The 25,532-nt window shown below is 36.9% G+C and carries 23 protein-coding genes and 2 riboswitches; of the genes, 6 read left to right on the forward strand and 17 right to left on the reverse strand.

The window, feature by feature from the left end; genetic code table 11:
- Positions 1-46 precede the first annotated feature (46 nt).
- On the forward strand, positions 47-1,021 hold the full coding sequence (locus NYE73_RS21615) for a proline dehydrogenase family protein (protein WP_048394992.1): 975 nt from the start codon (positions 47-49) through the stop codon (positions 1,019-1,021).
- 44 nt (positions 1,022-1,065) lie between these two features.
- Here the strand turns inward: NYE73_RS21615 and NYE73_RS21620 are convergent, their stop codons facing one another.
- The 10 genes from NYE73_RS21620 to NYE73_RS21665 all read right to left on the reverse strand — a co-directional run bounded on the left by NYE73_RS21620 (position 1,066) and on the right by NYE73_RS21665 (position 16,202).
- Positions 1,066-1,677: a response regulator transcription factor gene (locus NYE73_RS21620; RefSeq protein ID WP_048394990.1), complete on the reverse strand. Its 612-nt coding sequence runs from the start codon at positions 1,675-1,677 to the stop codon at positions 1,066-1,068.
- Positions 1,678-1,693: 16 nt separating this feature from the next.
- Positions 1,694-2,842 carry a sensor histidine kinase gene (locus NYE73_RS21625; RefSeq protein WP_419776226.1) on the reverse strand — a complete coding sequence of 383 codons (1,149 nt, stop codon included), beginning with the start codon at positions 2,840-2,842 and terminating at the stop codon, positions 1,694-1,696.
- Between the two features lie 130 nt (positions 2,843-2,972).
- Positions 2,973-4,004, reverse strand: coding sequence for a fatty acid desaturase (locus NYE73_RS21630; RefSeq protein WP_054548858.1), 1,032 nt, complete (start codon positions 4,002-4,004; stop codon positions 2,973-2,975).
- 109 nt (positions 4,005-4,113) lie between these two features.
- Positions 4,114-4,614, reverse strand: a complete 501-nt coding sequence (locus NYE73_RS21635) for a GNAT family N-acetyltransferase (RefSeq protein ID WP_259951116.1) — start codon at positions 4,612-4,614, stop codon at positions 4,114-4,116.
- A 94-nt stretch (positions 4,615-4,708) separates the two neighbouring features.
- Positions 4,709-8,140, reverse strand: coding sequence for a methionine synthase (gene metH, locus NYE73_RS21640; RefSeq protein WP_054548860.1), 3,432 nt, complete (start codon positions 8,138-8,140; stop codon positions 4,709-4,711).
- Positions 8,133-9,980: a bifunctional homocysteine S-methyltransferase/methylenetetrahydrofolate reductase gene (locus tag NYE73_RS21645; RefSeq protein WP_259951115.1), complete on the reverse strand. Its 1,848-nt coding sequence runs from the start codon at positions 9,978-9,980 to the stop codon at positions 8,133-8,135. The genes metH and NYE73_RS21645 overlap by 8 nt, the downstream gene beginning before the upstream one ends.
- A gap of 89 nt (positions 9,981-10,069) precedes the next feature.
- Positions 10,070-10,170, reverse strand: a riboswitch (SAM riboswitch).
- Between the two features lie 99 nt (positions 10,171-10,269).
- Complete coding sequence (locus NYE73_RS21650) at positions 10,270-11,664, reverse strand: protoporphyrinogen oxidase (RefSeq protein WP_112116728.1); 1,395 nt, start codon at positions 11,662-11,664, stop codon at positions 10,270-10,272.
- Positions 11,665-11,903: 239 nt separating this feature from the next.
- The gene (locus NYE73_RS21655; protein WP_048394980.1) at positions 11,904-13,196 is read right to left on the reverse strand and encodes a globin-coupled sensor protein; all 1,293 of its coding nucleotides are present in this window, start codon (positions 13,194-13,196) and stop codon (positions 11,904-11,906) included.
- Between the two features lie 630 nt (positions 13,197-13,826).
- Positions 13,827-15,113 (reverse strand): tetratricopeptide repeat protein, encoded by a 1,287-nt coding sequence (locus NYE73_RS21660; protein WP_259951114.1) that lies wholly within the window; start codon positions 15,111-15,113, stop codon positions 13,827-13,829.
- A 72-nt stretch (positions 15,114-15,185) separates the two neighbouring features.
- Entirely contained in the window at positions 15,186-16,202 is a 1,017-nt protein-coding gene (locus tag NYE73_RS21665) for a YdcF family protein (protein ID WP_054548865.1), read from the reverse strand.
- 184 nt (positions 16,203-16,386) lie between these two features.
- Here NYE73_RS21665 and NYE73_RS21670 point away from each other — a divergent pair, with 184 nt between their 5' ends.
- Together NYE73_RS21670 and NYE73_RS21675 are read left to right on the forward strand one after the other, a co-directional pair.
- On the forward strand, positions 16,387-16,848 hold the full coding sequence (locus NYE73_RS21670) for a hypothetical protein (RefSeq protein WP_048394976.1): 462 nt from the start codon (positions 16,387-16,389) through the stop codon (positions 16,846-16,848).
- Positions 16,836-17,123, forward strand: a complete 288-nt coding sequence (locus NYE73_RS21675; protein ID WP_054548866.1) for a DUF2653 family protein — start codon at positions 16,836-16,838, stop codon at positions 17,121-17,123. The genes NYE73_RS21670 and NYE73_RS21675 overlap by 13 nt, the downstream gene beginning before the upstream one ends.
- Before the next feature lie 49 nt (positions 17,124-17,172).
- Here the strand turns inward: NYE73_RS21675 and NYE73_RS21680 are convergent, their stop codons facing one another.
- The 4 genes from NYE73_RS21680 to NYE73_RS21695 form a co-directional block, all read right to left on the reverse strand.
- Complete coding sequence (locus NYE73_RS21680; RefSeq protein ID WP_048394973.1) at positions 17,173-17,541, reverse strand: ion channel; 369 nt, start codon at positions 17,539-17,541, stop codon at positions 17,173-17,175.
- An 88-nt stretch (positions 17,542-17,629) separates the two neighbouring features.
- Positions 17,630-19,255 (reverse strand): S-layer homology domain-containing protein, encoded by a 1,626-nt coding sequence (locus NYE73_RS21685; protein WP_259951113.1) that lies wholly within the window; start codon positions 19,253-19,255, stop codon positions 17,630-17,632.
- Positions 19,256-19,364: 109 nt separating this feature from the next.
- The gene (locus tag NYE73_RS21690) at positions 19,365-20,531 is read right to left on the reverse strand and encodes an endonuclease Q family protein (protein WP_259951112.1); all 1,167 of its coding nucleotides are present in this window, start codon (positions 20,529-20,531) and stop codon (positions 19,365-19,367) included.
- Positions 20,532-20,603: 72 nt separating this feature from the next.
- Entirely contained in the window at positions 20,604-20,774 is a 171-nt protein-coding gene (locus tag NYE73_RS21695) for a hypothetical protein (RefSeq protein WP_175400775.1), read from the reverse strand.
- 181 nt (positions 20,775-20,955) lie between these two features.
- On the opposite strand from NYE73_RS21695, the gene NYE73_RS21700 reads away from it, so the two are divergent.
- From NYE73_RS21700 to NYE73_RS21710, 3 genes are all read left to right on the forward strand, one after another.
- Positions 20,956-21,534 carry a TetR family transcriptional regulator gene (locus tag NYE73_RS21700; protein WP_048394966.1) on the forward strand — a complete coding sequence of 193 codons (579 nt, stop codon included), beginning with the start codon at positions 20,956-20,958 and terminating at the stop codon, positions 21,532-21,534.
- A 74-nt stretch (positions 21,535-21,608) separates the two neighbouring features.
- A complete protein-coding gene (locus NYE73_RS21705) occupies positions 21,609-21,962 on the forward strand; it encodes a DMT family transporter (RefSeq protein ID WP_048394965.1) in 354 nt (117 codons plus the stop codon).
- Positions 21,962-22,276, forward strand: a complete 315-nt coding sequence (locus NYE73_RS21710) for a DMT family transporter (RefSeq protein WP_259951111.1) — start codon at positions 21,962-21,964, stop codon at positions 22,274-22,276. The genes NYE73_RS21705 and NYE73_RS21710 overlap by 1 nt, the downstream gene beginning before the upstream one ends.
- A gap of 81 nt (positions 22,277-22,357) precedes the next feature.
- On the opposite strand, the gene dapF is transcribed toward NYE73_RS21710, so the two are convergent.
- The 3 genes from dapF to NYE73_RS21725 are packed head-to-tail and all read right to left on the reverse strand — an operon-like array spanning position 22,358 to position 25,111.
- Positions 22,358-23,215 carry a diaminopimelate epimerase gene (gene dapF / locus NYE73_RS21715; RefSeq protein ID WP_259951110.1) on the reverse strand — a complete coding sequence of 286 codons (858 nt, stop codon included), beginning with the start codon at positions 23,213-23,215 and terminating at the stop codon, positions 22,358-22,360.
- A 52-nt stretch (positions 23,216-23,267) separates the two neighbouring features.
- A complete protein-coding gene (locus tag NYE73_RS21720; RefSeq protein ID WP_131522345.1) occupies positions 23,268-24,059 on the reverse strand; it encodes a heme ABC transporter ATP-binding protein in 792 nt (263 codons plus the stop codon).
- A 5-nt stretch (positions 24,060-24,064) separates the two neighbouring features.
- Positions 24,065-25,111, reverse strand: coding sequence for a FecCD family ABC transporter permease (locus NYE73_RS21725; protein WP_066038133.1), 1,047 nt, complete (start codon positions 25,109-25,111; stop codon positions 24,065-24,067).
- Positions 25,112-25,257: 146 nt separating this feature from the next.
- Positions 25,258-25,444: riboswitch (cobalamin riboswitch) on the reverse strand.
- Positions 25,445-25,532: the final 88 nt, after the last annotated feature.

Raw genomic sequence — 25,532 nt, forward strand, 5'->3', positions numbered from 1 at the left:
AAAATTTATGTTATACTAAAAAGAAAATGCAGTTAGGAGAATGACCATGTTATTACGCGATTTTTTCATCCACTTATCTGAGAACCAACTATTAAACAGTGCTGCAAAGAAATATGGCCTAAAATTAGGAGCACAAAGTGTAGTAGCTGGTACAAATATCGAAGAAACAATTGCAAGCATTAAAGAACTAAATGCACATAATATTTCTTGTACAGTAGATAACCTAGGTGAATTTGTTTCAAGTAAAGAAGAAGCGACTGCTGCTAAAGAAAAAATCCTTACTGTGATCGAAGCTATTCACGAAAATGGTGTAGCGGCACATATTTCATTAAAGCCATCTCAATTAGGCTTAGATATTGATGTTGATTTTTGTTATGACAATCTGTATGAGATTGTAGAAAAAGCCGCTTCATACGATATCTTTGTTAACTTTGATATGGAAGACTATGGACGTCTACAAACTTCCTTCGATATGGTGGAAGAATTATCGAAAACATTTAATAATGTTGGTACAGTCATCCAATCATACTTTTACCGTGCAAAAGATGATATTGAAAAATTTAAGGACTACCGTTTACGTATCGTAAAAGGTGCTTATAAAGAGCCAGTTGAAGTAGCCTATCAAGATAAATTAGATATTGATTTAAACTTTATTGAGTTGATTGAATATCACCTACTAAATGGTAAATTTACATCAATCGCAACTCACGATCACAATATTATTGCGCACGTAAAACGCTTTGTAGCTGATCATAATATTCCACTTGATAAATTTGAATTCCAAATGCTATATGGTTTCCGTACAGATATGCAAAAAGAACTTGCAAAAGAGGGCTATAACTTCTGTGTGTACGTTCCATTCGGTGAAGATTGGTACGGCTATTTCATGCGCCGTTTAGCTGAGCGTCCTCAAAACCTTAATCTTGTCACAAAACAAGTATTTACGAAAAAAACGAATACTGTTCTTGCAGTAGCAGCAGGTGCATTCGTTCTTGGCCGTTTAACTAAACGTAATAAGTAAAAAAATGAGAACCTTTTCGGTTATGATGCGAAAAGGTTCTCATTTTATTTATTCCATCCTTTTTCTTTAAAGCGTGCAATGGCCTCAATTCGATTGCCGACGTTTAGTTTTTCTAAAATCGTCGAAATATAGTTACGAACTGTGCCAGCAGACAAAAACAGCTCAGCAGCAATTTCCTTTGTCGTCTTGCCCTCTGCTACAAGTGTCAGAACTTGACTCTCTCGCTCCGTTAAAGGATTTTCACTATCATCTTCATAGACAAAATCAACGAGCTCTGGCGCATAAATGCGTTTACCGTCCATGATTGTACGGATTGCGCTCACTAACTCCTCTATAGGGCTATCCTTTAATAAATAGCCTCTGACACTCGCTTTTCTAGCACGTTCGAAATAACCAGGTCTAGCAAATGTAGTTAAAATAATGACTTTACAACCTGAGCCAGTGCTATGCATTTCTTCTGCTGCATCTAGTCCCGTTTTCACTGGCATTTCAATATCCATAATACAAATATCAGGCTGATGCTCTTCCACAAGCATCAATGCTTCCTCACCATTTTTTGCTAAGCCAACAACCTCCATATCCTCCTCCATACTAAGTAAAGAGCGAAGCGCGCCTAATAGCATCCCCTGATCTTCAGCAATCACAATTCGTATCATGTCACAATCCTCTTTTCTATATGTTCTTCAGATTGTCTTTGACATTCTGATGCGTAATAGCTACTGGGATAGTTACCGTTAATGTGGTGCCCTCAACACTTTCAATTTTGAAGGACCCATTAATAAACTCTAAACGTTCCCGCATTCCTTTCAATCCATTACCAGTTCTCCAGGCTTGTTTTTTCGTAATGCCCTGTCCGTTATCTCGCACTACTAAGTAAACTTCTTTAAAATTTTGATGGAAAGCAATTTCACATTTTGTTGCTCCACTATGTTTGACAACATTATTAACCGCCTCTTTTAAGCACATAGATAAAACATTCTCTACAAGTGGTGGAACTTGCAGTGCGTTTTTATCCCCCTCAAAGACAAACTCCATTTCAGCTGCCTTTAGTATTTGTGAAATACGCATGATCTCATCTTCAAATTTTGCCGTGCGCATATCTGAAACTAATTCCCGAACCTCTTTTAAAGCAATACTAGCCGTCTGGCGTATATCCTTAATCTCAATCAAGGCCTGCTGGGGATTTCGTTCAATCAGCCTAGAAGCTAGATCACTCTTCAAACCAATCATGGACAATTTTTGTCCTAATGTATCATGCAAATCTCGAGCTATTCTTTGTCGTTCTTCAAAAACAATTAACTCAGCAATACGTTCATTGGCTGTTTCTAACTGTCCCTCTAAATTTTCACGTTTATTTTTGGAATAAAGCGTTAGCGGTAAAAGGACAACAGCTAAAATAGTTAATACAACGAAAGGCAACTGCGATAAAAATAGGTTGAGCTCTACAAAGAATCCAGCACCAGTTGAAATAACTGTAAAGCCAATATGTAGACCATACATAATATAAAAGCCGACGGGTCTTCGGATATTGCCAATAAAAAATGCTGTAAAAATGGACAAATAGACATAGCCATACAAGATGGTCATAATAATGTTTATGACCATTTCAAAGCTAATCCACATATAAACTAAACCGCTTTTCGAATTCATGGCAAATCGATAGAAGATAAAATAGAGCATTAAAAATGTAATGCCTATCGATATTTCGATATAAGATGATTTCCTAAAAATGAAGAAAAACGGTAGGAAACAAAAAATTATCCACAAATATACACTGAGCATCGGACTATTCGGAATAATACTATGCCATTTCCTCAACATAATCTCACGCTCTTTCCTACTTTTCCCTTATTATAACAAGAAAATTAAATTTATGCCTGTACATGCTTTGACCCATATTCTTCTCTTTACATAAAACAGCCATCTCTCTTGCAGAGATGGCTGTTATCAACTAAGCGGCAATACTGCCTCTTGCTTTACGTTTTATAATTTCATTTACTTCTTTAAACGTCACAAATTTACCTTGATCTTCATCATATAACTTGTAACGTAGTGATTCTAAACTCGTACGTAAAGTAATCGTTGTTGCCATGTGTAATGGCGGTGTCTCATTGTGTGCCTTTTCAAGATTATAATTAGGTACACGAGGAGCTAAGTGATGTACATGATGGAAGCCAATATTCCCTGTTACCCATTGTAAAAGTTTTGGCAATTTATAATAGGAGCTTCCTTCAACTGCAGCTTTCACATAATCCCACTCTGAATCGTGTTCAAAATAAGAATCTTCATACGTGTGCTGGATGTAAAATAACCAAATTCCTAAAGAACCTGCAATAAATAAAGTAACGCCTTGCACTAATAAAAACGCTTGCCAGCCCATGAAGAAAATTAAAGCAGCACAAATTCCCACAATGACAATATTCGTTAAAATTGTATTGAGACGTTCCTTCTTCTTCGCATCCTTACGATTAAAACGATTTAAGACAAGAACCATATAAAGTGGGCCTAATCCAAACATCACAAATGGATTACGATAGAAGCGGTACCATAGACGTTGCCCTTTTGAGGCTTGCATATATTCTTCAACTGTCATCATATCAATATCACCGATACCACGCTTGTCTAAGTTTGAGCTTGTTGCATGGTGAATTGTATGTTCACGTTTCCATTTTTCATAAGGGAATGATGTTAGCACCCCAGTAAAAAATCCAACCCAGTCGTTTGCCTTTTTACTTTTGAAAAATGAGCCGTGTGTACAATCATGAAAAATAATAAAAGTTCGTACGACAAAACCTGCTGAAATAGCACTTAAGCCGACTGTTAGCCAAGGTGATACATCCACTAACAAGTAACCAGCCACCCATAATGCAATTAACGGTACAATTGTATTTATAATCTGAAAAACACTTTTACGCGTATCTGATTTGGCAAATGGCGCTACATCTTGGCGTAACTTTTTTGTTTTTTCTTTAATAGTTGCCATCTTTTACTCCCTCGTTTCTTTTTTTCTTATGACCTCATCATAAAACAAGAGTACAAGTCAGTAACAGACGCAAACATCACAAAAAGGATATGACATTTGTCATATCCTTTTATGATTTCGGTCCAGTCAAATGAAGTTGATAGAACACAAGGTCTAGCCATTGTTCAAATTTATAGCCTGCATTTTTAATGGTTCCTGCATATTCAAAGCCTAATTTTTCATGTGCTTTAATACTACCAATGTTTTCTCCATCAATACCAGCAACAAGCGTTTTGACACCATTTTCTTCAGCGATCGCTATCAGCTTGTTCATGAGCTTTTTCGCAATCCCTTTTTGATAATGTTCTTTATGCACATAGACAGAGTGCTCCATTGTATATTTATAACCTGGGTAAGGACGGAATTGACTATAGGTAGCAAAGCCAGTGACAAGCCCATTATCCTCAAATACAAGTAAAGGATTATCAAATGCTTGTTGCTCCCTAAACCACTGTACTTTTTCATCTAAAGTTTGTATGTCGTATCGATAGACAGCCTTGCTTGTTAAAATAATATCATTATAGATAGCCAAAACCTCGGGAATATCTCTTTCTTCCATGAATCGTATCATTCTGCTCACTTCCCTTAACCAAATGTTTTCTTCTATAAAGGAACAGAGATAGACAGTCATTGAATAGACTATCTATCTCCTCTTATTTTATGCCTTAAACATTGAAGTAGCGAGCATCAGGATGAGCAAAAACGATTGCAGATACAGATGCTTCAGGCTCCATCATAAAGCCTTCTGTAAGATGGACACCAATATCCTCAGGTTTTAATAGGCCGAATAGTTTCTCTTGATCCTCCAAGTTAGGACATGCAGGATATCCGAATGAAAAGCGTTGACCTTGATATTTTGCAGCAAAACGATCTCTCATAGTGAAATCTGTTGCATCAGGGAAGCCCCATTGGTCACGAATTTCCTGATGCATACGTTCAGCAAAGCCCTCTGCTAATTCTAAAGCAGTCGATTGCAAGGCATGACTTTCAAGAAATTTCCCAGCCTCTTTTAACTGGCGTGCTTTAGCCATAACTCCTTGACCTGCTGTTACAACCATGAGTGCAATATAGTCCATTTCACCGCTCTCTACCGTTTTTAAGAAATCTGCAAGACATAAAAATGGTTCAACCTGCTGACGAGGGAAGGTAAAACGTTCAATTTCTGTCTTACTATCAGCAGGATCATACACAACGACATCATCACCATCTGCTTGAGCAGGGAAAAATTGATACAAACCTGATGGCTTTAATAGATCACTTTTTAAATAATCATCTACTAAATCCTTGAGCTCTGTTGCTCTTGAATCGCCCGCATCAAGCAATTGCTGGACTTGACCTTTCAAGCCTAAATGGTGTCCTAGTAATGTACGCATATTAACATAAGGATATAAATGAGATACAGAATAGTCTTTTTTCACATGACGTCGTAAATCAGCTGGTAAAAATACTGGCGCTCCTTTTACTGTTCGTGCAGGCTTTATTGTTACCTCTTTTGCCGGACGAGCAGCTCGTTTTTCATCGGCCGCTAAACGTTTTTGACGGGATTTTTCAATTTCTGCTAAGAAATTTTCACGTGTCCCTTCACCCATTAATAGATTCGCTTGCTCTAAGCCTTGCATAGCATCCTTTGCATAAATAACAGGACCACCATATTCATCTGCAATTTTTGTTTCAGTAAAACGACGTGAAAGTGCAGCACCACCTACTAAAATAGGTACATCAATTCCCGCCTCTTTAAAATCCTGAGCAGTAATAACCATCTGTTGCGCTGATTTTACGAGTAAACCTGACAGCCCAATAAAATCAGGTTTTTCCTTACGAATCGCTTCAATCAATTGGGCAGGGGTTACTTTAATGCCCAAATCGACTACCTTATAGCCATTATTACTTAATATAATATCAACAAGGTTTTTCCCAATATCGTGAACATCGCCTTTTACTGTAGCAAGTACCATTTTCCCTTTTCCAGCACTCTCTTCATCCTTCTCCATGAATTGCTCTAAATGAGCAACTGCGGCCTTCATCACACCTGCTGATTGTAAAACCTCTGCTACAATGAGTTGATTATCATTAAATAATCGACCTACCTCAGCCATGCCCTCCATTAAAGGACCATTAATTATATCAAGTGGGGCCTCGAAGATTTCCCGTGCAGCGTCCAAATCCTCAATTAGCCCTTCTTTTGTACCTTCTAATATATAGTAAGCTAAACGACCTTCAACCGTTTTTGGAATATCAGCTTCCGTTTTTTCCTTCTTTTTATCTCGATAAAAATCTGTAAACACTGCTAATGTTTCATCATTTGTATTAAAGAGCAGGTCATTTGCGAGTTTGATTTCCTCTTCAGGGATGGATGCATAACGCTCCAATTTCTCTGTATTAACAATGGCATAATCTAAGCCCGCCTGTGTACAATGATAGAGATAAACAGCATTCAGTACTTCACGACCAACAGGTGGTAAGCCAAATGAGATATTACTTACGCCAAGTACAGTCAATGTCTGCGGCAATTTTTCTTTGATGAGACGAATGCCTTCAATTGTTTCTAGCGCTGAACCAATATACTGCTCATCCCCAGTTCCTACAGGGAACATTAATGGGTCGAAAATGATATCCTCTGGTGCAATCCCCCATTTTTCCGTTAAAAGTTGATAGGAGCGCTCGGCAATTTCGAGCTTTCGATGACGGTCAACCGCCATCCCCTTTTCATCTATCGTTCCAACAACTAATGATGCACCATATTTTTTCACGAGTGGTAATACTGCATCAAATCGTTCTTCACCATCCTCTAAATTAATAGAGTTAATGATGGCTTTCCCTTGTGAAAACTTTAATGCTTCCTCAATTACTTTTTCATCAGTTGAGTCAATCACAAGAGGCACCTTAACCTTTTTTACAACCTCCTGCATAAATCCACGCATATCGGCTAATTCATCGCGATCAGGGTTGGCTAAACAAATATCAATAACATGTGCACCATTTTTGACTTGAGCACGTGCAATCTCTGCGGCCTCCTCAAATTTCCCGTCAATGATTAAATTCTTAAATTTACGAGAGCCGATTACATTTGTTCTCTCCCCAATAAATAACGGACGCATAGAATCGTCATACAATAACGGTTCAATTCCTGATACCGCATGACCATGTGTTTTTTCTGGTAATTGACGAGGTTTTTCATCTTTTAAGATCTCACGAATGGCTGCAATATGAGCGGGTGTCGTCCCACAACATCCACCTACAATATTAAGCCAACCCTTTTCTGCAAAACCTTTTAATTTTTGCGATAGCGATTCTGGTGATTCATGATAACACCCTTCTTCATCTGGTAAGCCAGCATTTGGGTAACAGCTAATATAGCCTGTTGAAAGCTCTGCTAATGAACGAATGTGATCCGTCATAAACTCAGGTCCCGTCGCACAGTTTAGGCCAACTGATAATGGTTTAATATGCTCGATCGAAATATAAAAGGCATCAATTGTTTGCCCTGCAAGCGTTGTACCCATCGGTTCTATTGTTCCTGAAATCATGACAGGTAGCTCTTTTCCCGTTGATGCAAAAGCGCGCTTTACGCCAAGTGTGCCTGCTTTGACATTGAGCATATCCTGACTTGTTTCTAATAACAAAACGTCGGCTCCTGCCTCAATTAAAGCTTTTGCCTGTACATAAAAATTTTCCTCTAGCTCTTCAAATGTAATACCACCTGTTACTGATAACGTTTTTGTTGTTGGCCCCATAGCCCCTGCAACAAAACGTGGCCAATCCGATGTGGAATAACGATCCACTGCTTGTCGAGCAATTTCCACTGCACGCTTATTAATTACTTCTGCTTTTGTGCCAAGATCATATTCATTTAACACAAGAGGCGTCCCACCAAATGTATTTGTACAAATAATATCTGCGCCTGCCTCTAAGTATTTATGGTGAATTTTTTCAATAACATCTGGTCTAGTAAGCACAAGATTTTCATTACAGCCATCAAGTTCCTCGCCACCAAAATCCTCTGCTGATAAATTTTCATTTTGTAGCATTGTTCCCATTGCGCCATCAAGAATTAAAATACGTTTCTCTAGTTGCTCTTCAATCGAGTGCTTAGCCATGTATACTTACTCCTTTTTTCTGTTCATCCAATTGCTTTATATATTTCATCAACTCTAGTGTCACATCGTAACGTAAAAATGGTGTAATAAGGTAAATCCCATTGAAATATTGCGTAGCCACTTCTACTAATTCTTTGGCAATAGCAATCCCTTCCAATGTTGCCTTTTCTTTATCTTCTCCACATGCTTTCATTCTTGTTAAGGCATCTTCAGATAATTTGATACCTGGCACTTCATGATGTAAAAATTCAGCGCTTTTATAACTCGTAACAGGCATAATACCGATGTAAATTGGAGCTTGTAAATGCTTTGTTGCCTCATAAATCTCTACAATTTTCTCTATCGTATATACTGGTTGAGAAATGAAGTAGTCTGCCCCATGCTCAATTTTCTTCTCCAAGCGTGTCACAGCACGATCTAACACACGGACGTTTGGATTAAATGCAGCAGCAACTGAAAAATTTGCTTTTTTACGAAGTGGCTTACCTGAGAAAGAGACCCCTTCATTTAATTGCTTAATTAATTGGATTAGCTCCATGGAAGATACATCATAAACACTTGTCGCACCTGGGAAATCTCCTACTTTTGTTGGATCACCCGTAACGGCCAACACATCATGAATACCTAAAGCATTTAACCCCATTAAATGAGATTGTAGACCAATTAAATTACGGTCTCGACATGTAATATGAGTTAGTGGGCGTACACCATGTGAGCTCTTCAACAATGCGCCCATTGCAATATTGCTAATACGTGGAGAGGCCAATGAATTGTCTGCCATCATAACTACATCTGCACCTGCATCATATAATTGCTTTGCTCCTTCAAGGAACCCATCAATCTCTAAATGTCTAGGCGTATCCAACTCTACTATGACAGAACGTTCACGTTTAACTTTTTCATGAAGAGGCTCATACTTTGTTGGCTCCGCTTCCCGAACAATCTCAATCTTTTTAGGCTTCGCAAGCTTCTCCTGAACCGGTGATAACTCTTCTAAATACTTCTTTGCTGCTGCAATATGTTTGGGTGTTGTACCACAGCAGCCCCCTATTAAACGTACACCTTGATCACGCAATTCAACAGCCGCTCGACCAAAATAATCAGCTTCTGATTCATAAACGACACGCCCATCCTCTAAGTCCAGAAGTGATGCATTTGGATAGGCCGACATAAATGCCCTATTAGGAAGTTCTACACCTTCAAATGCCTGAATTGTATGGTGTGGACCTAGTCGACAATTGACACCAACAATATCAGCACCTAGAGCTTCAAGCTCATGGAGAGCATTATTTAAAGACATCCCATTTTGTAGAACACCGGGCTCATGCATAGAAACTTGTGCAATAATCGGCAATTTTGTTTTTTCTCGTAGCATCTTTAAGGTTGCTGTTAATTCTTCAAAATCATAATAAGTTTCAAGTAAAAGGCCATCTGGATTCCCTGCAAGTAAGACTCTTGCTTGTTCTTCAATAGTCGCTAATATTTCATCCAAGGTTGCATCACTTTTACGAATTCCCCGAATACCACCAATTGTTCCTAAAACAAATTGACCGCCATCAGCCGCTGCTCGTTTTGCGATGGTGATAGCAGCTTCATTAAATTGTTGGACACGTGATTCCAATCCATAGCGAGCTAATTTAATGGCATTTGCACCGTACGTATTCGTTTGAATGATGTCAGCACCAGCCGCAATATATTCTCTATGAATCTTTTCAATTAACTCGGGTCTCTGAACATTCATTTCCTCATGGCAATACTCCAATCCATAGCCATATAGCACTGTGCCTATTGCACCGTCTGCCGTCAATACATGCGTTTTTAACCTTTCAAGCAATCCCATAAAATTAGCCTCTCTTCCTATGTCTCTATATAATAAAAAGCCTTCTTTCATAAAAAAAGAAGGCTTTAACGATTCATCATTGTTGTTCCTTCTCATCTTCGACTCAACGGTCTTCTGGATTTAGCACCTGACAATAAAGTTGGTTGCTGAAGCTTCAATGGGCCAGTCCCTCTGCTTCTCTTGATAAGAATTAAGTATGAATTTTTTAAATAATTAAAAGAATCATATCGTTTACTGACGAATGAGTCAAGACTATTTCACATAACAAAGTTTTTTTCCACTTAAAACCTTAGAAATTGGCAAGTTCCTTTGCAAGCTCTTCACCAATTTTTTTCCCGTTTTGAATGCAAGCACCAATACCTACGCCAAAATACGAGCACCCTGCAATCGATAAATTAGGATATTTCTCATGTAATTCTTGTAGTAATCCTTGTAATGCTTCACGATGCGCTAGATCATATTTAGGCATTTGATCAATCCATTTTGTTACATTCACAACGGTTGGCTGCTCCTCTATTCCTAGGCTCTTTCTCACATCTTCTAAAGCAACTGCTGCCAATTCTTCATCCGTCATGGCGCGTAGTTGCTCATAGGCTGGATTGATGCTCTTATAAAAGAGTCGCACAAGTAATTTATTTTCTTTCGATGTATGCTTCCATTTACGACTAGTCCAAGTTGCCGCATTACAAGTTACGTCTGAATTATGGGAAACAATATAGCCCGTTCCATCTGCTGGCAATTTAGCGTCTGGCACATCAAAACCTAAATAGATAGTAATCGCTGACGCTGTCGTAAATTGGTCAAAATAGCGGTTTAAAGATTCATCCTGTAGCAGATTTTGTACAGTATCGTTCGGTAATGCTAAAACGACATAATCTGACTCAATAATTTCACCATTAGCTAAGGAAATTGTGTAGTTCTTATCTTGTTTTTGAACATTTAGTGTAGTAACACCCTTGATAATTTCTACATCGGATAAGGTTTGTTCAAGTCGATCAATTAAAGAAGATAAACCATTTTTAAAGGATATAAATTTTTTGTTCGCTGCTTTAACAAATTGCTCACGATTCGCATCAAAGCCTTTAATAATACTTCCAAAATCATTCTTATAATCAATTAAATACGGTAAAGTAGAGCCAATAGAAAGCTGATGTAAATCTCCCGAATAAACACCTGCAAGGACTGGTGCAATTTGGTTTTTCACCAGTTCCTCTCCTAAATAGTAAGTTAAAAATTCACCAATTGAACTTTCCTTTGTGAAGCCATTGTTTGGCAATGTTAAATCCTTCAACGCTTCTTTTTTTCCCTGCTCGGAAATAAGTGTACTTTCCTCTAAGGATGCTACACTCATCGGTATTCCGAAAGTTGAATCTGCCGGAATAGCATGTAACTCATTATTCGTATAAATATAAGAAATACCTGTTTCGTTGTAAACTAATTCCGCCTCAAAATCAAGCTCCTGCACGAGTTCCATAACGCCTTGATGACGGGCTACAATAGAATCAGCACCCGTTTCCATGATGAAACCTTGTTCATGTGCTGAATATAATTTGCCTCCTAAATATGTATTTTTTTCTATAAGCACTAGACGAACATTTAAATTATGTTCCTTCACTTGACGTTGCAAATAATGCATTGTACATAGTCCTGTAATACCGCCGCCTAAAACAACAACTGTTTTCATCATAACCGCCCCTATTATTCATTCTTTCTACAGTATAATCCTTTTTTCATTGAAAATTACGTAAACCCTTTACAAATTTAGCAAAAATAGAGCTATTTCATCAGTGAAATAGCTCTTACTTTCTGAATCTCTATAAAATTGATCCTCTATAGCGATAACTTCACAACAAACATTTAAATAGGTACTATAGTGTTTATTACGTCTAAAAATATGAAAAATAGAATGTAAATGTTAGTAGTCTATCCTTTTAAATTTTGCGCAAAGCTCGCTAATTTTTCAGCTGAATTTGTTACCTCAGTAAATGAAGTGCCTAATTCACTTAATATGCCTACAATTGCTTGTATTTTTGTTGCCATACACTCATTTTGATCTTTTGCTTCTGTCATGGCTCCCAATATACTCGTAAATTGGCCTTCAGTTTGTAACATATTTTCTTCACCTGCTGCAACTTCATCTTGAATGTTGGTCAAAGAATACTCTAATTTCTCTGTTCGTTCACCTGTCTTTTTCAATAACAAAGCCACCGCTGTAACAGATTCTTTTGTCTGAATTGATAATTTACGTACTTCATCGGCCACTACGCTAAAGCCCTTTCCCGCTTCCCCAGCACGTGCTGCTTCAATTGCAGCATTTAAAGCCAATAGATTCGTTTGATTCGCAATATTGGTCACAACACTCATAATTGTTTCCATTTCCTTAGACATACCTGATAATTGTTCAATATTTTCTTCTATATCATGAAGAGAATGACTAATATTGAGCATATTTTGTGATTGATTTTTTAAACGCTCGCGACCCTCAAGTGCTTGGTTTTCAGCCAGTGTAGACACATCGAGTGATTTTTTTGCCAAATGTTTAATTTCGTCAGATTGCTTACTTAAGCAGCAAAATGAATTATTGGTTTCCTGCGAGATAGCTGCAAGTGCTTCCGAAGAATCTACAATCTGTCGTTCAATCGCTTCTTTTTCATGAACCATTTTTTCTTTCAGTTGTTCCACAGTGTTTTCAAAAGCTTCTAAAACGAGTTGTTGCTCAAAATTACAAATTTTCGATATAGCTCTGATCGTATTAAATTGATCTTGTGGAAATTCTATATTTTTTTCGACTAAATCAATAAATGATATCGATAAATCTTGGAATGCGCAGATATACCACTGTGTTCTAAGCCCAATGTGGACATGCACCTTTGCAATTTTTACACGCCTTTGGTAATACATCTCATCAATGGTTCCGTTAAACATTTCAATAATATGTTGCCGTAATGTTACTTTAAGCTTTTCTACAGAACTATGATGACTGATAATATCTACCAAATGATGCTCTGTTCCAATCATGTTGTAAAAACGGTTTACGATGTGATCTACATTATCCATAACTATTGGCTGGAAAGCTTTTAAATATTGTAAGTCGTTCTTCGTTAAGTTCAGCATTTCAATTTGCTTCGCCATCGATTGACGAGAGGACAAATCCATTTTCACTGTGTATTGCTGTAAATCCAATACCTTCGTCTTTCTTTGTTTTTGAAAAATCACACATCTTCCCTCTTTCATTCCGTTTACTTTCATCAGGCTGAGAAACATCAAATCCCTTTTAACATATTGATGGATACACGAAAAAATACCGATAAAATCTGATTAGTCAGATTTAATGGTTACATTCGATAGCGCAATTCCGTATGACAAACTTCCTCCAAAAGTATGTCGGGTACCCATTTGCTCAATTTATCCTAAGGTCATTTGCTCTCAGCAAACAGATATAGTCCCTACATGACTAACAGTAAATTATTTACGTATGCTTCTTTTCAAAATCACTCATTTACATTAATCATTTTATAAATGACTGTCAATCTTATTAATACCATTTTTTTACACAAAATGTATAAAAAGTCCTTGTTGTTAAATAAAGCGTAATAAACTATAAAAAAGCTACCACAATATTATTGGGTAGCTTTTTTAACTATTTTTTTGTTTATTATGCTTACTTGCTTTATATTTATTCTACTTTTTTATCGATCATCTTCAAATTTCACTATACTAATATTTTTTATCCTCAATCATGATCTATCTAAATACTCGTAAAAAGCAGTATGATTTAGACTAAAATACCCATATACCCTAGCATTATAAATCATTCTAAAAGCCTATGTTTTTTTAACACTAAATTTACAATCCTTTAAGTTCCTGTAATATTTTAGCCGCTTCTTCGGATCCTGCATCTGCCGCGAGTCCATACCATTTAATAGCTTCTTTCAGATTTCTATCTAACCCTGTATCTTTATTAAAAATATGCCCCAATTGTAGCTTGGCTTCCACATCTCCTTGAAGTGCAGCCTGCTTAAACCAATGAATACCTTTTTCGAGATTGCGTATTCCTGCCAGACCATTACTCCATATATAACCTAAATCATAAAAGGCGTCTACATGATATTGCTCCGCAGCTCTTTCATACCAAAGCAGACCACGATTGACATCTTTCGCTTGGCCTAAGCGCCCCTCTAAATAAATTCCACCAAGTCGATATTGTGCTTCCACATACCCTGCCTCAGCTGATTTTTTATAGGCGTTAAAAGCTTCTTTCTCATCTACCTCAACGCCTAACCCCTGCTCATAAATTATTCCTAACGTAAACATTGCCTCTGCCACATTCTTTTGTGCAGCATAATCAAACCATTTTTTTGCTAATATATAATTCGTTGCTACGCCCTCGCCATTAAAGTACATATCTGCTAAATTATTGGCAGCATCCGCATGTCCCTGCAAAGCTGCTTTTTCATAGTATGAAAAGGCAAGGGAATAATTTTCCTCCATACCTATGCCCCCAAAGCAAAAATTCCCAAGCATATATTGAGCATCTGTATTTCCCTGGGCAGCGGCTAGCTCAAACCATTTCAATGATTTTTCAGGTTGAAAATGTTTACCCTCTCTAGAATTATAGTATTCACCCAGTTGATATTGGGCATCCCCATCCTGCTCTTCAACCGCTTCTTTATACAAATCAATAATGAGCTCATGATCTAAGTTCTCTTCATCTAGAGCAGCAACTTGTTCATCTTGATGGCGAAAATACCACTCTACAATATCAAGCACATCATCTACTACTTCTATACTGTTTTTAAACTTTTCTAGCGAAGAAATTTGCCAAATGAGTATATAGATAGGCTGTGGAATGGCATCGCGCAAGACATCATCATATTCTGCCAACAGCGTTAATACATTCTCCTGTATCGATTGAGATTGCACTGTATGGACAATCTGTAAATGACGTTGTTGCTGTTCTTTTAATAACCCTCGTACTACTTGATACAGTATTTTCTGCAAGGCTGTTAGGTTAACTTCAGCGAATGTAAGTAATTTTATATTTTGAGCAAACCACTGATCTTGAGTTTGTGTAAGATTTTGTAGGGAAATTATTCGTTCTTTATTTCGCTTGGCTAAAATTTGCTCGTACATTATTTTCCTCCCTTGCACACTATGTAAAAAAACTGCCTTACCACTATTATATGGAAGACAGTTGAAGTTTGGTTACACATATGCTCTCAATAGTAAGCCTACGAATAGCGTAATAATTAAAAATACTGTGACATGGGTCCATTTATACATGGCTAATAAACCTATAAATTCTCGTGTGAATGCATTAGGAACATAGTAAAAAGCAGTTTTTGAACCAATCCCCTCGGCATCTAATGCTGCTTTCCTAGCATAAATACTTGCGCGAAACACATGGAAATTATTCGTAACAAAAATGGAACGATAGTTCTCTCCATGAGAATGGTGGTCCATTATTTGCTTTGAAAAGATCATATTTTGTTCTGTATTGGCTGAACAATCCTCCATAATTATCTTGTCAGTCGGAATATGATGTACTTCTATTAGGTATTGTTTCATTGCATATGCTTCTGATACCTTTTCATCATTTCCTTGACCACCAGAGACAATGATATAAGGCTTCATCTCATACTTTATATATTGCTTTACTGCTTCATCTAAACGGCTTGCTAAAAGTGGAGGTACTCTATCGCCAATTAATCCTGAACCTAATGCAATAATGTAATTTGGTTTATAACGTATTGGTGTAAGAAGATACAATATTGAATAAGCAAGGACACTAGTGTATAAGAACATTGTATAACCAAAAATCAAAAACGCATAGAAGAAAAGAATATGCCAAAATACATTTTCAATTTCAATAAAAATGACGAATACATACCATAACATCATAATAACAAAACTTAGCCCTAATATGGCTAACATTAAGTTACGGAATTTGCGTCCTTCCTTTTCCAATAATACTTTACTATTGAAAAACATGGCTATTGATAAAATAAACATAATACTTGGAAAGCTTCCTAATATAATGAATATCCCCATTTCAGAAATAATCCCCTGATCATTTGGTAGCAATAAAGGATAATGAATAATAAACGCTCTGACAATATATATCCCTATCACGCCAAGGGCTACAACGTTGAGAAAGCGCCTTTTTTCTGTTAGGTACAAAATGATAAAAATGGTAAGGAAGATTGATAAAGTTAGTAGCATTTTTTCACTCCTTCCTATTGCATAATTTCTACAATCATTACATCTGCCACTATTTGTCCATATTTTTTGATATAGCTTAATTTTTGAAAGCGTTTGTTTTATTTTTTAATATAGTTCATGTAATATTACTATATAAGAACTAGTTTATGATTAAATTAAAAATTATATTGGAGGAATGTATGTAATGAAAAAAATTCTTGCCGCTCTTTTTGCAGCGACACTGATATTTTCGACTGTTGGTGCAACATTATTTATTTCTGATACACCAACGGCAGAAGCTAAATCCTATAAATCGGGTAAAAAGGGCTTCTCTAACAATAATAATAGCTCGAATATCCAAAAGTCGGATACTACTAAAGATCAAAACAATGCAACAACAAATAAAAACAACTCAACATCTACTAATAAAGCAGATACTACTAAAAAAGGTGGTTTTTTCTCAGGTGGTCTGATGAAAGGATTAATGCTTGGCGGACTTGCTGGATTATTATTCGGTAGTCTATTTAGTGGTATGGGTATACTGGGGAATATTTTAGGTTTACTTATTAATGTGGCAGCAATTGTTGTTATTGTGATGCTTGTTGTGAAGATAATAAATATGTTTAAAGATAAAAAGCGCAAAGAGGAAGCACAATGGCACAAATAATCAACGAACAAGATATTATTAATGCTATTTGTTTATCTCAAGCCTACTATCAAAACATTCGCCCTGAGGATGTTCTTGTTGAATTAACTTACGAGGATGATGTAGGTTTTGGTGCAGAGGTCGAAGTCAACGGTCAAATCGAGGTGCTTAATACAGCAGCCATGATTGGTGCCTTACGTGTTTGGATCAAGGATGTTCTACACGGTGATCCATTCTCGACAGGGATTGAATTAGTTTTAGATGACGAAGAAGGCATTATTGCCAAACTATCATAAAAAAATAGCAGTACAATGAATCGTCCAAAAAATTCGTTGTACTGCTATTTTACTTTTTCAAACGTTTTTTAACCTCTTCTTTTTCTTCTTCATTCAGAGAAAAATCTACGATAGAGCGTCCCAGCATTAATAACATGATAAACATTACTCCTGTACCAACAATTAAATAAATCATTGTAAATACTTTAGAATAAGCCGTTGTTGGATATAGTCCTGTTTCGACTCCAGTTGGAATTAAGCTCACTACAGCAAAATACATGGCATCCAACCAGTACCATCCTTCTGTCCCCTTGTAGAATAGAGTTCCTGATAGAATGATTAAAAATAGTGTAGTAAATAATGATAGGAACTGTGGACGTTTAAAGGACCTCCACAGTCCTTTTCCTAATCTTTTAGCAGATAATATAAATGACAGCATCCCATTCTCCTTTATTTAGATAGACTATACTTCGTTTTTTACGAAAACATCAAAAGGTAGAGGAGACAATCCCCCTACCTTTTAATGATTATTGAATGAGTAGCTGACTAAGATTGGTAAATATTTTAGCTGCTTGACCTCTTGTTGTGACAGCCTCAGGTGAAAATTTCCCTCCATCCCCGGTCACGATTCCTAATTCATACAGCATTGTGATTGCACGTTTGGTTTCTGCATTATATGAAGCGACATCTACAAATGGCACATTGCCTTTTGCAATATACGGCTGATTAGATTGCTGTTCATAGGCGCGATGAATCATTAAAGCTAATTGAGCGCGTGTCACAGGGTGTCCAGGCTTAAATTTTCCATCTGTTCCTTTAATAAGACCATGTACATATGCTGCCGCAATTTCTGCCTGTGTTGCTGCATCATAATTTTCGATATCAGTAAATGGTGCTTTTTCTTCTGTAGTTAAGCCAAGGCTTCTTACAAGAATAGCTGCAGCTTGGGCACGTGTTACACTACTCTCAGGTCTAAATGTCCCATCAGTATAACCGTTCATTATACCTATATTTGCAGCTGTTTGAATATAATCTTTTGCCCAATGATTCTGTGTATCTGTAAAGCTAACTGTTCCTTGCGTAGTGAAAGTTACTGTAGGATTTTGAACACTTTCATTACCAGCAGCATCAATTGCTTTGATAGATACATTGTAGGTTGTATTTTCTATTAAATCTTTGAGCGTAATTGTAGTAGTGTCAGCATTTAATGTTGAAGTTAATTTTCCATTCACATAGACAAGGTAATTTGCTACGCCTACATTATCTGTCGCTTCTTGCCAGCTAACCTTAACAGTTGTACGATCTTTTACCTCTACTCCAATAGCCTGCGTGACATCCCATAAAGAGCTTGTTTTAATGATTGGTAAAAATGCTTCATTTGCTACTGCTAAATAACCAGCTTCACTTAAATGAATATTTTCAGGGTTTGGTAGATAGTTGGCAACATCCTTTGCAACAACATCATATGTAGGAACAAAAATAGCGCCCGCTTTTTCAGTAGTTGTTTTAATTGTTGCATTCAATGTAGCTAATAACAAATTAAATTGTTTTTGTAAGTTCTCACTATAGTATGGGAAGGAATTATAATAGCCCATTACATATACTTCAGCTTGTGGATTAATCTTTTTGATTTCAGATAGAATAGTAGCAATGTTCGATACAGCTTCTTTAGTAGCTTTTATGATAGCCACAGTGTCAATTCCCGTTGCTTGAGATTCTTTTAATATTGGCAATAGATCATTTGCCCCAGCTGTTAATGTGATGATTTCAGCTTCTTTAATAGAAGCCCGTAACTTTGCCTGTTCGTCTGTATAGCCAAAACCAGTCACTGTTTTTGCAACATCATTTTGTAGATCAGCTAAAACATTTTTAGTTGTGTAGCCTGACATAGCAAAGCCCTTATTAAAGGAAGTAAGGAAGCCGTCTTGCTGTAATGCCTGTGCAATAAAATCGGTATAGCCTAATCCAATTACACCTACTTCATTCATCCCATGTGCTAATGAATCACCAAGTGCCACATAATCGGTTTGTACAACCCAACTTGGTGCTATATGGTCACCCTGTCCTTCTTCTGCACTAGCTGCTACAGGTATAGCTAATTGCAAAGCCAATACACTTGAAGCTAAAAAACGAAATTTCTTTGATAATCGCATTTACTCTCTCCTCTACTTATAAAATAGTCGTTATTTTCACTATTTTACTAGAGGAACAATAAAAATAGGTTAAATTACAACAATCTTTTTGAAACATTTCATTTTTTATCTAATCAACCTGTATCTTTCCATAAATCCCACCACCACCAACTTCAATGGCTAATTGACCCGTTCTCGCTAAATCGATTAAATGGGCTAGTTTATGTGGCACAATTTGTTCAAGCTGGTCGATTGTTACACGATGCAAAATATTCATTTCTGTACCAAATGCTTCGATTAAATGTTCCATCATTTTAGGACCAATACCTGGAATGAAATCAAGTGGTATCTGATGAATATAAGGTGGTCTATTTCGTTTATTGGGAAAGTCTTCAGATAGCTCCTGTATACGGGTAGCTACTCCCTTTATAATTTGAGTACTCCCACATTCTGTACAAATGGTAGCCTCTTTACTTAGCTGTTGACTACATTTTGCACAAACTGTTTGATGATATTTGCCAAGCAAAGGGTTTAGGCCATAATTGGCTATTACCGCTCGTCCCTCTTGCTCATGCAGGGCCATTTTTAATTCTGTAAAATTCGCTTCTGCTAATCGTAACTTTTGATACTCTCGTGCTAATTTCCCAAGCGAATGTGCATCAGAATTGCTAACGAATGTATATGCTTGTAATTCTTTAATATGACTTACCATATTTGTATCAGAGCTTAAACCTAATTCAATACCATCAATAAGCTGCGGATCAAAGACTTCAGTTAAACTTCGACGAACCCCTTTGCCAAACAAGCTTTTAAATGGTGTAAATACATGTGCAGGAATAAAAATACCTCCCAATTCATGCACCTTTTGCTGCAAGGTCTGACCATCACAATAAATACGCTGTGAACTTAAATGGATATTCTTCATATGTTGTGACATCCATTCTGAGAACAGCTTCATGAGCTCTAGTGTAGGAAAGTAAGCAAGCACATGAATAGGACCCTGACAATGTTGATCATAAATTTCGATCTCTGATCCAGGAATTAAAGTTGTTTCCTGAAATCGCAGACCACCTTCTTTAAGTTCTTGCAGTTCTCCGTGTTCAATCATCCTCACCATTTCTTCGATTACTTCAGGTGAGTGACAGTCAATGATCCCAATGATGTCTAATCCCTTTCTTGCACTAGCCGTCTCTAAAATTCGTGCTAATGTTAACGTTTTACTGCCAGTAATTTTCACTGCCCTTCCACTAGAAGTACGTCCAATATGAATATGTAAATCAGCATAGAATTCATTCAATTCAAACACTCCTTTAAATACATTCTATAAAACGAAAATGCCTTACATTACTGCAAGGCATTTCTCACTTCATTATGATGGATGATTTGTAGTAGTGCTATTATTTGACTCAAAAGCGCCAGAACCGTGTGATGGTGTGGAGGAAGCATCATAGGCAACTAATGTTACACCAATCTTTTCTTCAAGCTCATTAATTTTTTCTAGTTGCTGCGGGTCTAATTGTGCAAACTTAATTTCTTTCATGGTCATCAATCCTTTCAATTATACAATTCCCCGAAATATAGAAAATATACTCCTTCGCATAATTGTGGAATTACAAACGAACATTGGATAATAAAAATGACTGATAATCAGTCATTTTTATTGACATTATTTTTCTTATTCTATAACATAATAATTAAGTAAGGCAAAAGTGAGGGATTGCATGTCAAAAGAAGAAAAAATTATTCAAGCTGCCATTGAGGTTTTTCGAGAAAAAGGTATAGAAAAAACAAAAGTTTCAGATATCGTTAAAGCTGCTGGGATCGCTCAAGGAACATTTTATCTTTATTTCCCATCACGCCTTTCTGTTATGCCTGCTATTGCAAAAAATATGGTAGAAAGAATTATTGCTACCTTAGATGAAGGTATTTCAAGTCATAAGCCCTTTGAACAGCAACTTGAAGAGGTTGTGGAAATGGTTTTCTTAATCACGAAAGATTATGGAGATATCGTTGCACTTATTTATGCAGGTATTGCGCAAACTGAGCATTTAAAAGAATGGGAAAATATATATGCACCCTATTATGACTGGATGAGTCATTTCTTATTATCTGGCCAGCAACAGGGAATGATACGTGATTCAATTGACCCAACACGTTCTGCTAAACTGATGATTGGTCTAATTGAATCTGCTGCTGAACAAATTTATTTATTTGATGATAGCAAGGACGAAACAATGAAATTGCTCAAGCTTGAGCTTATAGACTTCCTATCTCACGCACTTGGCCTACGTCACCCATAAAAGTGACGTTCTCTTTTACCTCGAAAATGACTGAATGTCAGTCATTGTATTACCTAATAGAAAGGATTTTATTGATGAAAAAAGAATGGATGTACGTCGTTTTAACAAGTTTATTTGAATTGCTTTGGGTATTTGGCTTTAACGTAGCAAGCTCATGGTGGCATTGGATAATTATTGTGACAATCATTGCTATAGATTTTCATTTCTTATCGAAGGCTTGTGAGAGCTTACCTACTGGTACAGTCTACGCTATTTTCGCTGGAGCAGGTGCAATCGGTACCACATTAATGGATATTTTCATTTTCGAAGGAGAATTTAATGCCATTAAAGGACTGTTCATGATTATTTTATTATTAGGTGTGATTGGTCTAAAATTAGCGGATAATTCCTCTAAAGAGCAGATGCAAACGAAAGGAGAGAATGTATAATGGGTTGGATACTTATTATCTTAGCTGCATTGTCTGAAATTATAGGTGTGGTTGGCTTACGCTTCTATAGTCAGCATAAAACATTACGAAACTTAATGTTATATATTGGTGGTTTTGGTGTGTCTTTTGCCCTTTTATATGCATCCTTCAACTATTTGCAGTTAAGCATTGCCTATGTTGTTTGGGTAGGAATTGGTACTGTTGGAGCTGTACTCGTAAATATCATTTTCTTTGGCGAATCTAAAAATCTATCACGTATTATCAGTATCATAGCAATTATCATAGGTGTAGCAGGCTTAAAAGCAGTATCTTAATGGCTTTACAATATAGGACGCCACTCTTAAATCGGAGGCGTCCTGTATTCATTTATTTAAAATGGCATGAAATGGGAGTAATTAAGATAAAAATTCATAAATACCATCCGCTATAAATTCTGCAGGTCCACGCATCCAGATATGGTCATTGTCAGCCCATCGAATGACTAAGTCACCGCCCCTAAGTTGGACTACTATCTCTTCTTCCTTCTGACAAAAACCATTTAATATAGCAGCCACTACCGCTGCACAAGCACCTGTCCCACATGCCTCTGTTATACCCGAACCTCGTTCCCAAACGCAGCATTTTAATGCCTTCTCATGAACAACCTCTACAAACTCAACATTGCAACGATAAGGAAATCTCATATCGTTTGCTATAATACCGCCTAATGTTCTTAATGGTGCTTGCTCGATCGCATTCACAAAAACTACGGTATTGGGATTGCCCAAAAACAAAGCTGTTACTAAAAGAGATTGTTGGGGTAAAGGAAATATTTCATTGATGACAAGCTCATTTGGGTTTCCTAACATCGGAATGTCTTTGCGCAATAAGAGAGGTTTGCCCATATCGACAATCACTTCTATTACACGATTGTCTTGCACCACTACCTGTGCCAGCATAATCCCGGATTTCGTTTCAATCGTAATTAGCTCTTGTCGTACAATATGACGTTCAAAAATATACTTAGCAACACAGCGAAGACCGTTACCACAATTTGTCCCCTCAGATCCATCTTTATTAAATACACGCATACCACAGTCAGCAATTTTAGAGGGTTGGATAATAATCAATCCATCTGAGCCAATACCAGTATGGATATTGGCCATTTTTTGAGCCAATTCACAAAAGATATCTTCCTTGTAATCATGTTGGAAAAGATCAAGGTAGATATAGCTGTTACCAATACCATGCATTTTCGTAAAGGCTATTTGCATACAGTCACTCCTTAAAGGATGTTTTATGTATCTAATAGAAGATGACACTTTTCTATATTTGGCTAAACCCCTTCGTGAACTGTTCAGGAACATATGTAAGATACGGCTTCCCTGTCATAGGATGTATTTGAATATCCGCAAAAACACCAAATACATCTTGCAGCACTGTTGGCGTAAGTACTTCCTCTGGTGTACCATGACAAACTATTCGCCCTTGCTGTAAAACGTAAATTTGATCGCAATACATAGCAGCAATATTCAAATCATGTAAAGCTGCTACTACGGTTAAATGCAAAGTCTGAATTAAATCCATAAGTTGAAGTTGATGTTGAATATCTAAATGATTCGTCGGCTCATCTAATATTAATATCTGTGCTTGTTGAGCGAGTGCCCTTGCAACCATGACACGTTTTTTCTCGCCACCAGAAAGCGAACTAAAGCTTCGTTTCTCTAAATGCGATATGCCCGTTTGTCTAAGAGCCTCTTTAACAATTTGAAAATCTTTCTCTTGATCAAGCTCTAACAGCTTTTTATGTGGGGTTCTTCCCATACTGACTAAATCATGCACAGTGAAATCAAATAATACGGGTGTCTCTTGGCTTACAACAGCCAAATTTTTCGCAATTGCTTTACTTGATTGCTTTAATATATCTTGCTCATTTAATACTACTGATCCACTTTCAGGTTTTAGGAGACGATACATATTTTTTAACAATGTTGATTTTCCGCTCCCATTAGGACCAATTAATCCAACAAATTGCTTTTCTTTTATTTGAATGCTTACATCATGCAGTATACGCTGATCGTAAATGGAGAATGATACTTGTTTCGCTTCTAATGTCATGGAAGTTAATCTCCTTCACCGAAAGAATAGTTGTTACGACGGAGAAGCCAAATGAAAAATGGTCCTCCACAAAAAGCTGTAATAATACCAATTGGCATTTCCTGAGGAGCAATAATAATTCGAGCAAAGGCATCTGCCCATACTAAGAATATTCCACCTATTAAAGCACTGATAGGTATTACGTATTTATAGTTTGAGCCCACAATTAAACGCACAATATGGGGAATAATCAATCCCACAAATCCTATAGAACCACTAACTGCGACAAGCACACCTGTTAATAGAGATACTAGTAGTATTAACTGAATACGGAATTGCTGAAGATTAACGCCTAATGTCACTGCCGCCTCTTCTCCTAGTAATAATAAATTTAAATTGCGATAGTGTAGCCACAGTAGCCCAAATACAACCAAGAATACGAAAGCTGGAATCACAATATTATTCCATTTGGCTCCAGCTAAACTACCTAGCATCCAAAACATAACAGCCTTTAAGGCCCCTTCTTGCTTTGACATCATTAAAATAAAGTTAGAGATAGCCGTTAAGATAAAGGACACAGCCATGCCTGCCAATAGCAAGCGGAAAATAGAGACACGTCCCCCAACACGTGATAAGAAAAAGACAAGTGCAATGGCAAGTAATGAACCAAGGAATGCGGATACTGAAAGAGCGTAAATACCTAAAAATGAAAAGGCTCCTAAAATAATCACAGAAGTAGCTCCGACAGCTGCCCCTGAAGAAATCCCTAGAATATACGGGTCTGCAATAGAATTACGTACTAGTGCCTGAATGGCTGCCCCTGCAATAGCTAACCCCGCTCCTACTATCGCAGCTAGCAAAACACGAGGTGCTCTTATTTGCCAGATGATGATTTCCTGAGAGCGACTCCAATCTTGCTCGATCGAATTTTGTATAAAAGGAATTTTAGAAAGAATAACTTTCCATACATATAACGGTGTAACTGAAACTGAGCCAACCATTACAGCAAAGGTCATTGAAACAATTAATACCATGAAAAGTACGAAGGAAAATAACATAAATTTTTTATTCATCTGTTTTAAACTCCTACTGAATATTGATGAATGAAGCAATAAAAAAAGGTATCCCATGCGAAAATGCGCATAGAAATACCCAAGATTAAACAAAGTCAGAAAAATATCCAGCTATTGTCCGTAATTGCTTGCATCCTCGTGGGCATTACAGGTATTACTAAATGGCAGGTCTCCTGGCTTCGATTCACTATCCTATAATTGCCTTCCCATTCTTAAACAGTGGCAAATCATATTATAGGATTCCTCGTTACAGTTGCGGGACAGCGTCGGACTTCCACCGACTTCCCTTTTAAGTGACATTCAAAATGTCACACCAATAGTATTTGAAGTTATAAAATTGTGACGGTTCTATCATACATTTTTATAGATAGATAGTCTACTTCAATTTAATTCAGCAATTGCGTTAACTTATATAAATAAT

The organism is Lysinibacillus sp. FSL K6-0102, assembly GCF_038003545.1.
Lineage (GTDB): Bacteria > Bacillota > Bacilli > Bacillales_A > Planococcaceae > Lysinibacillus > Lysinibacillus capsici.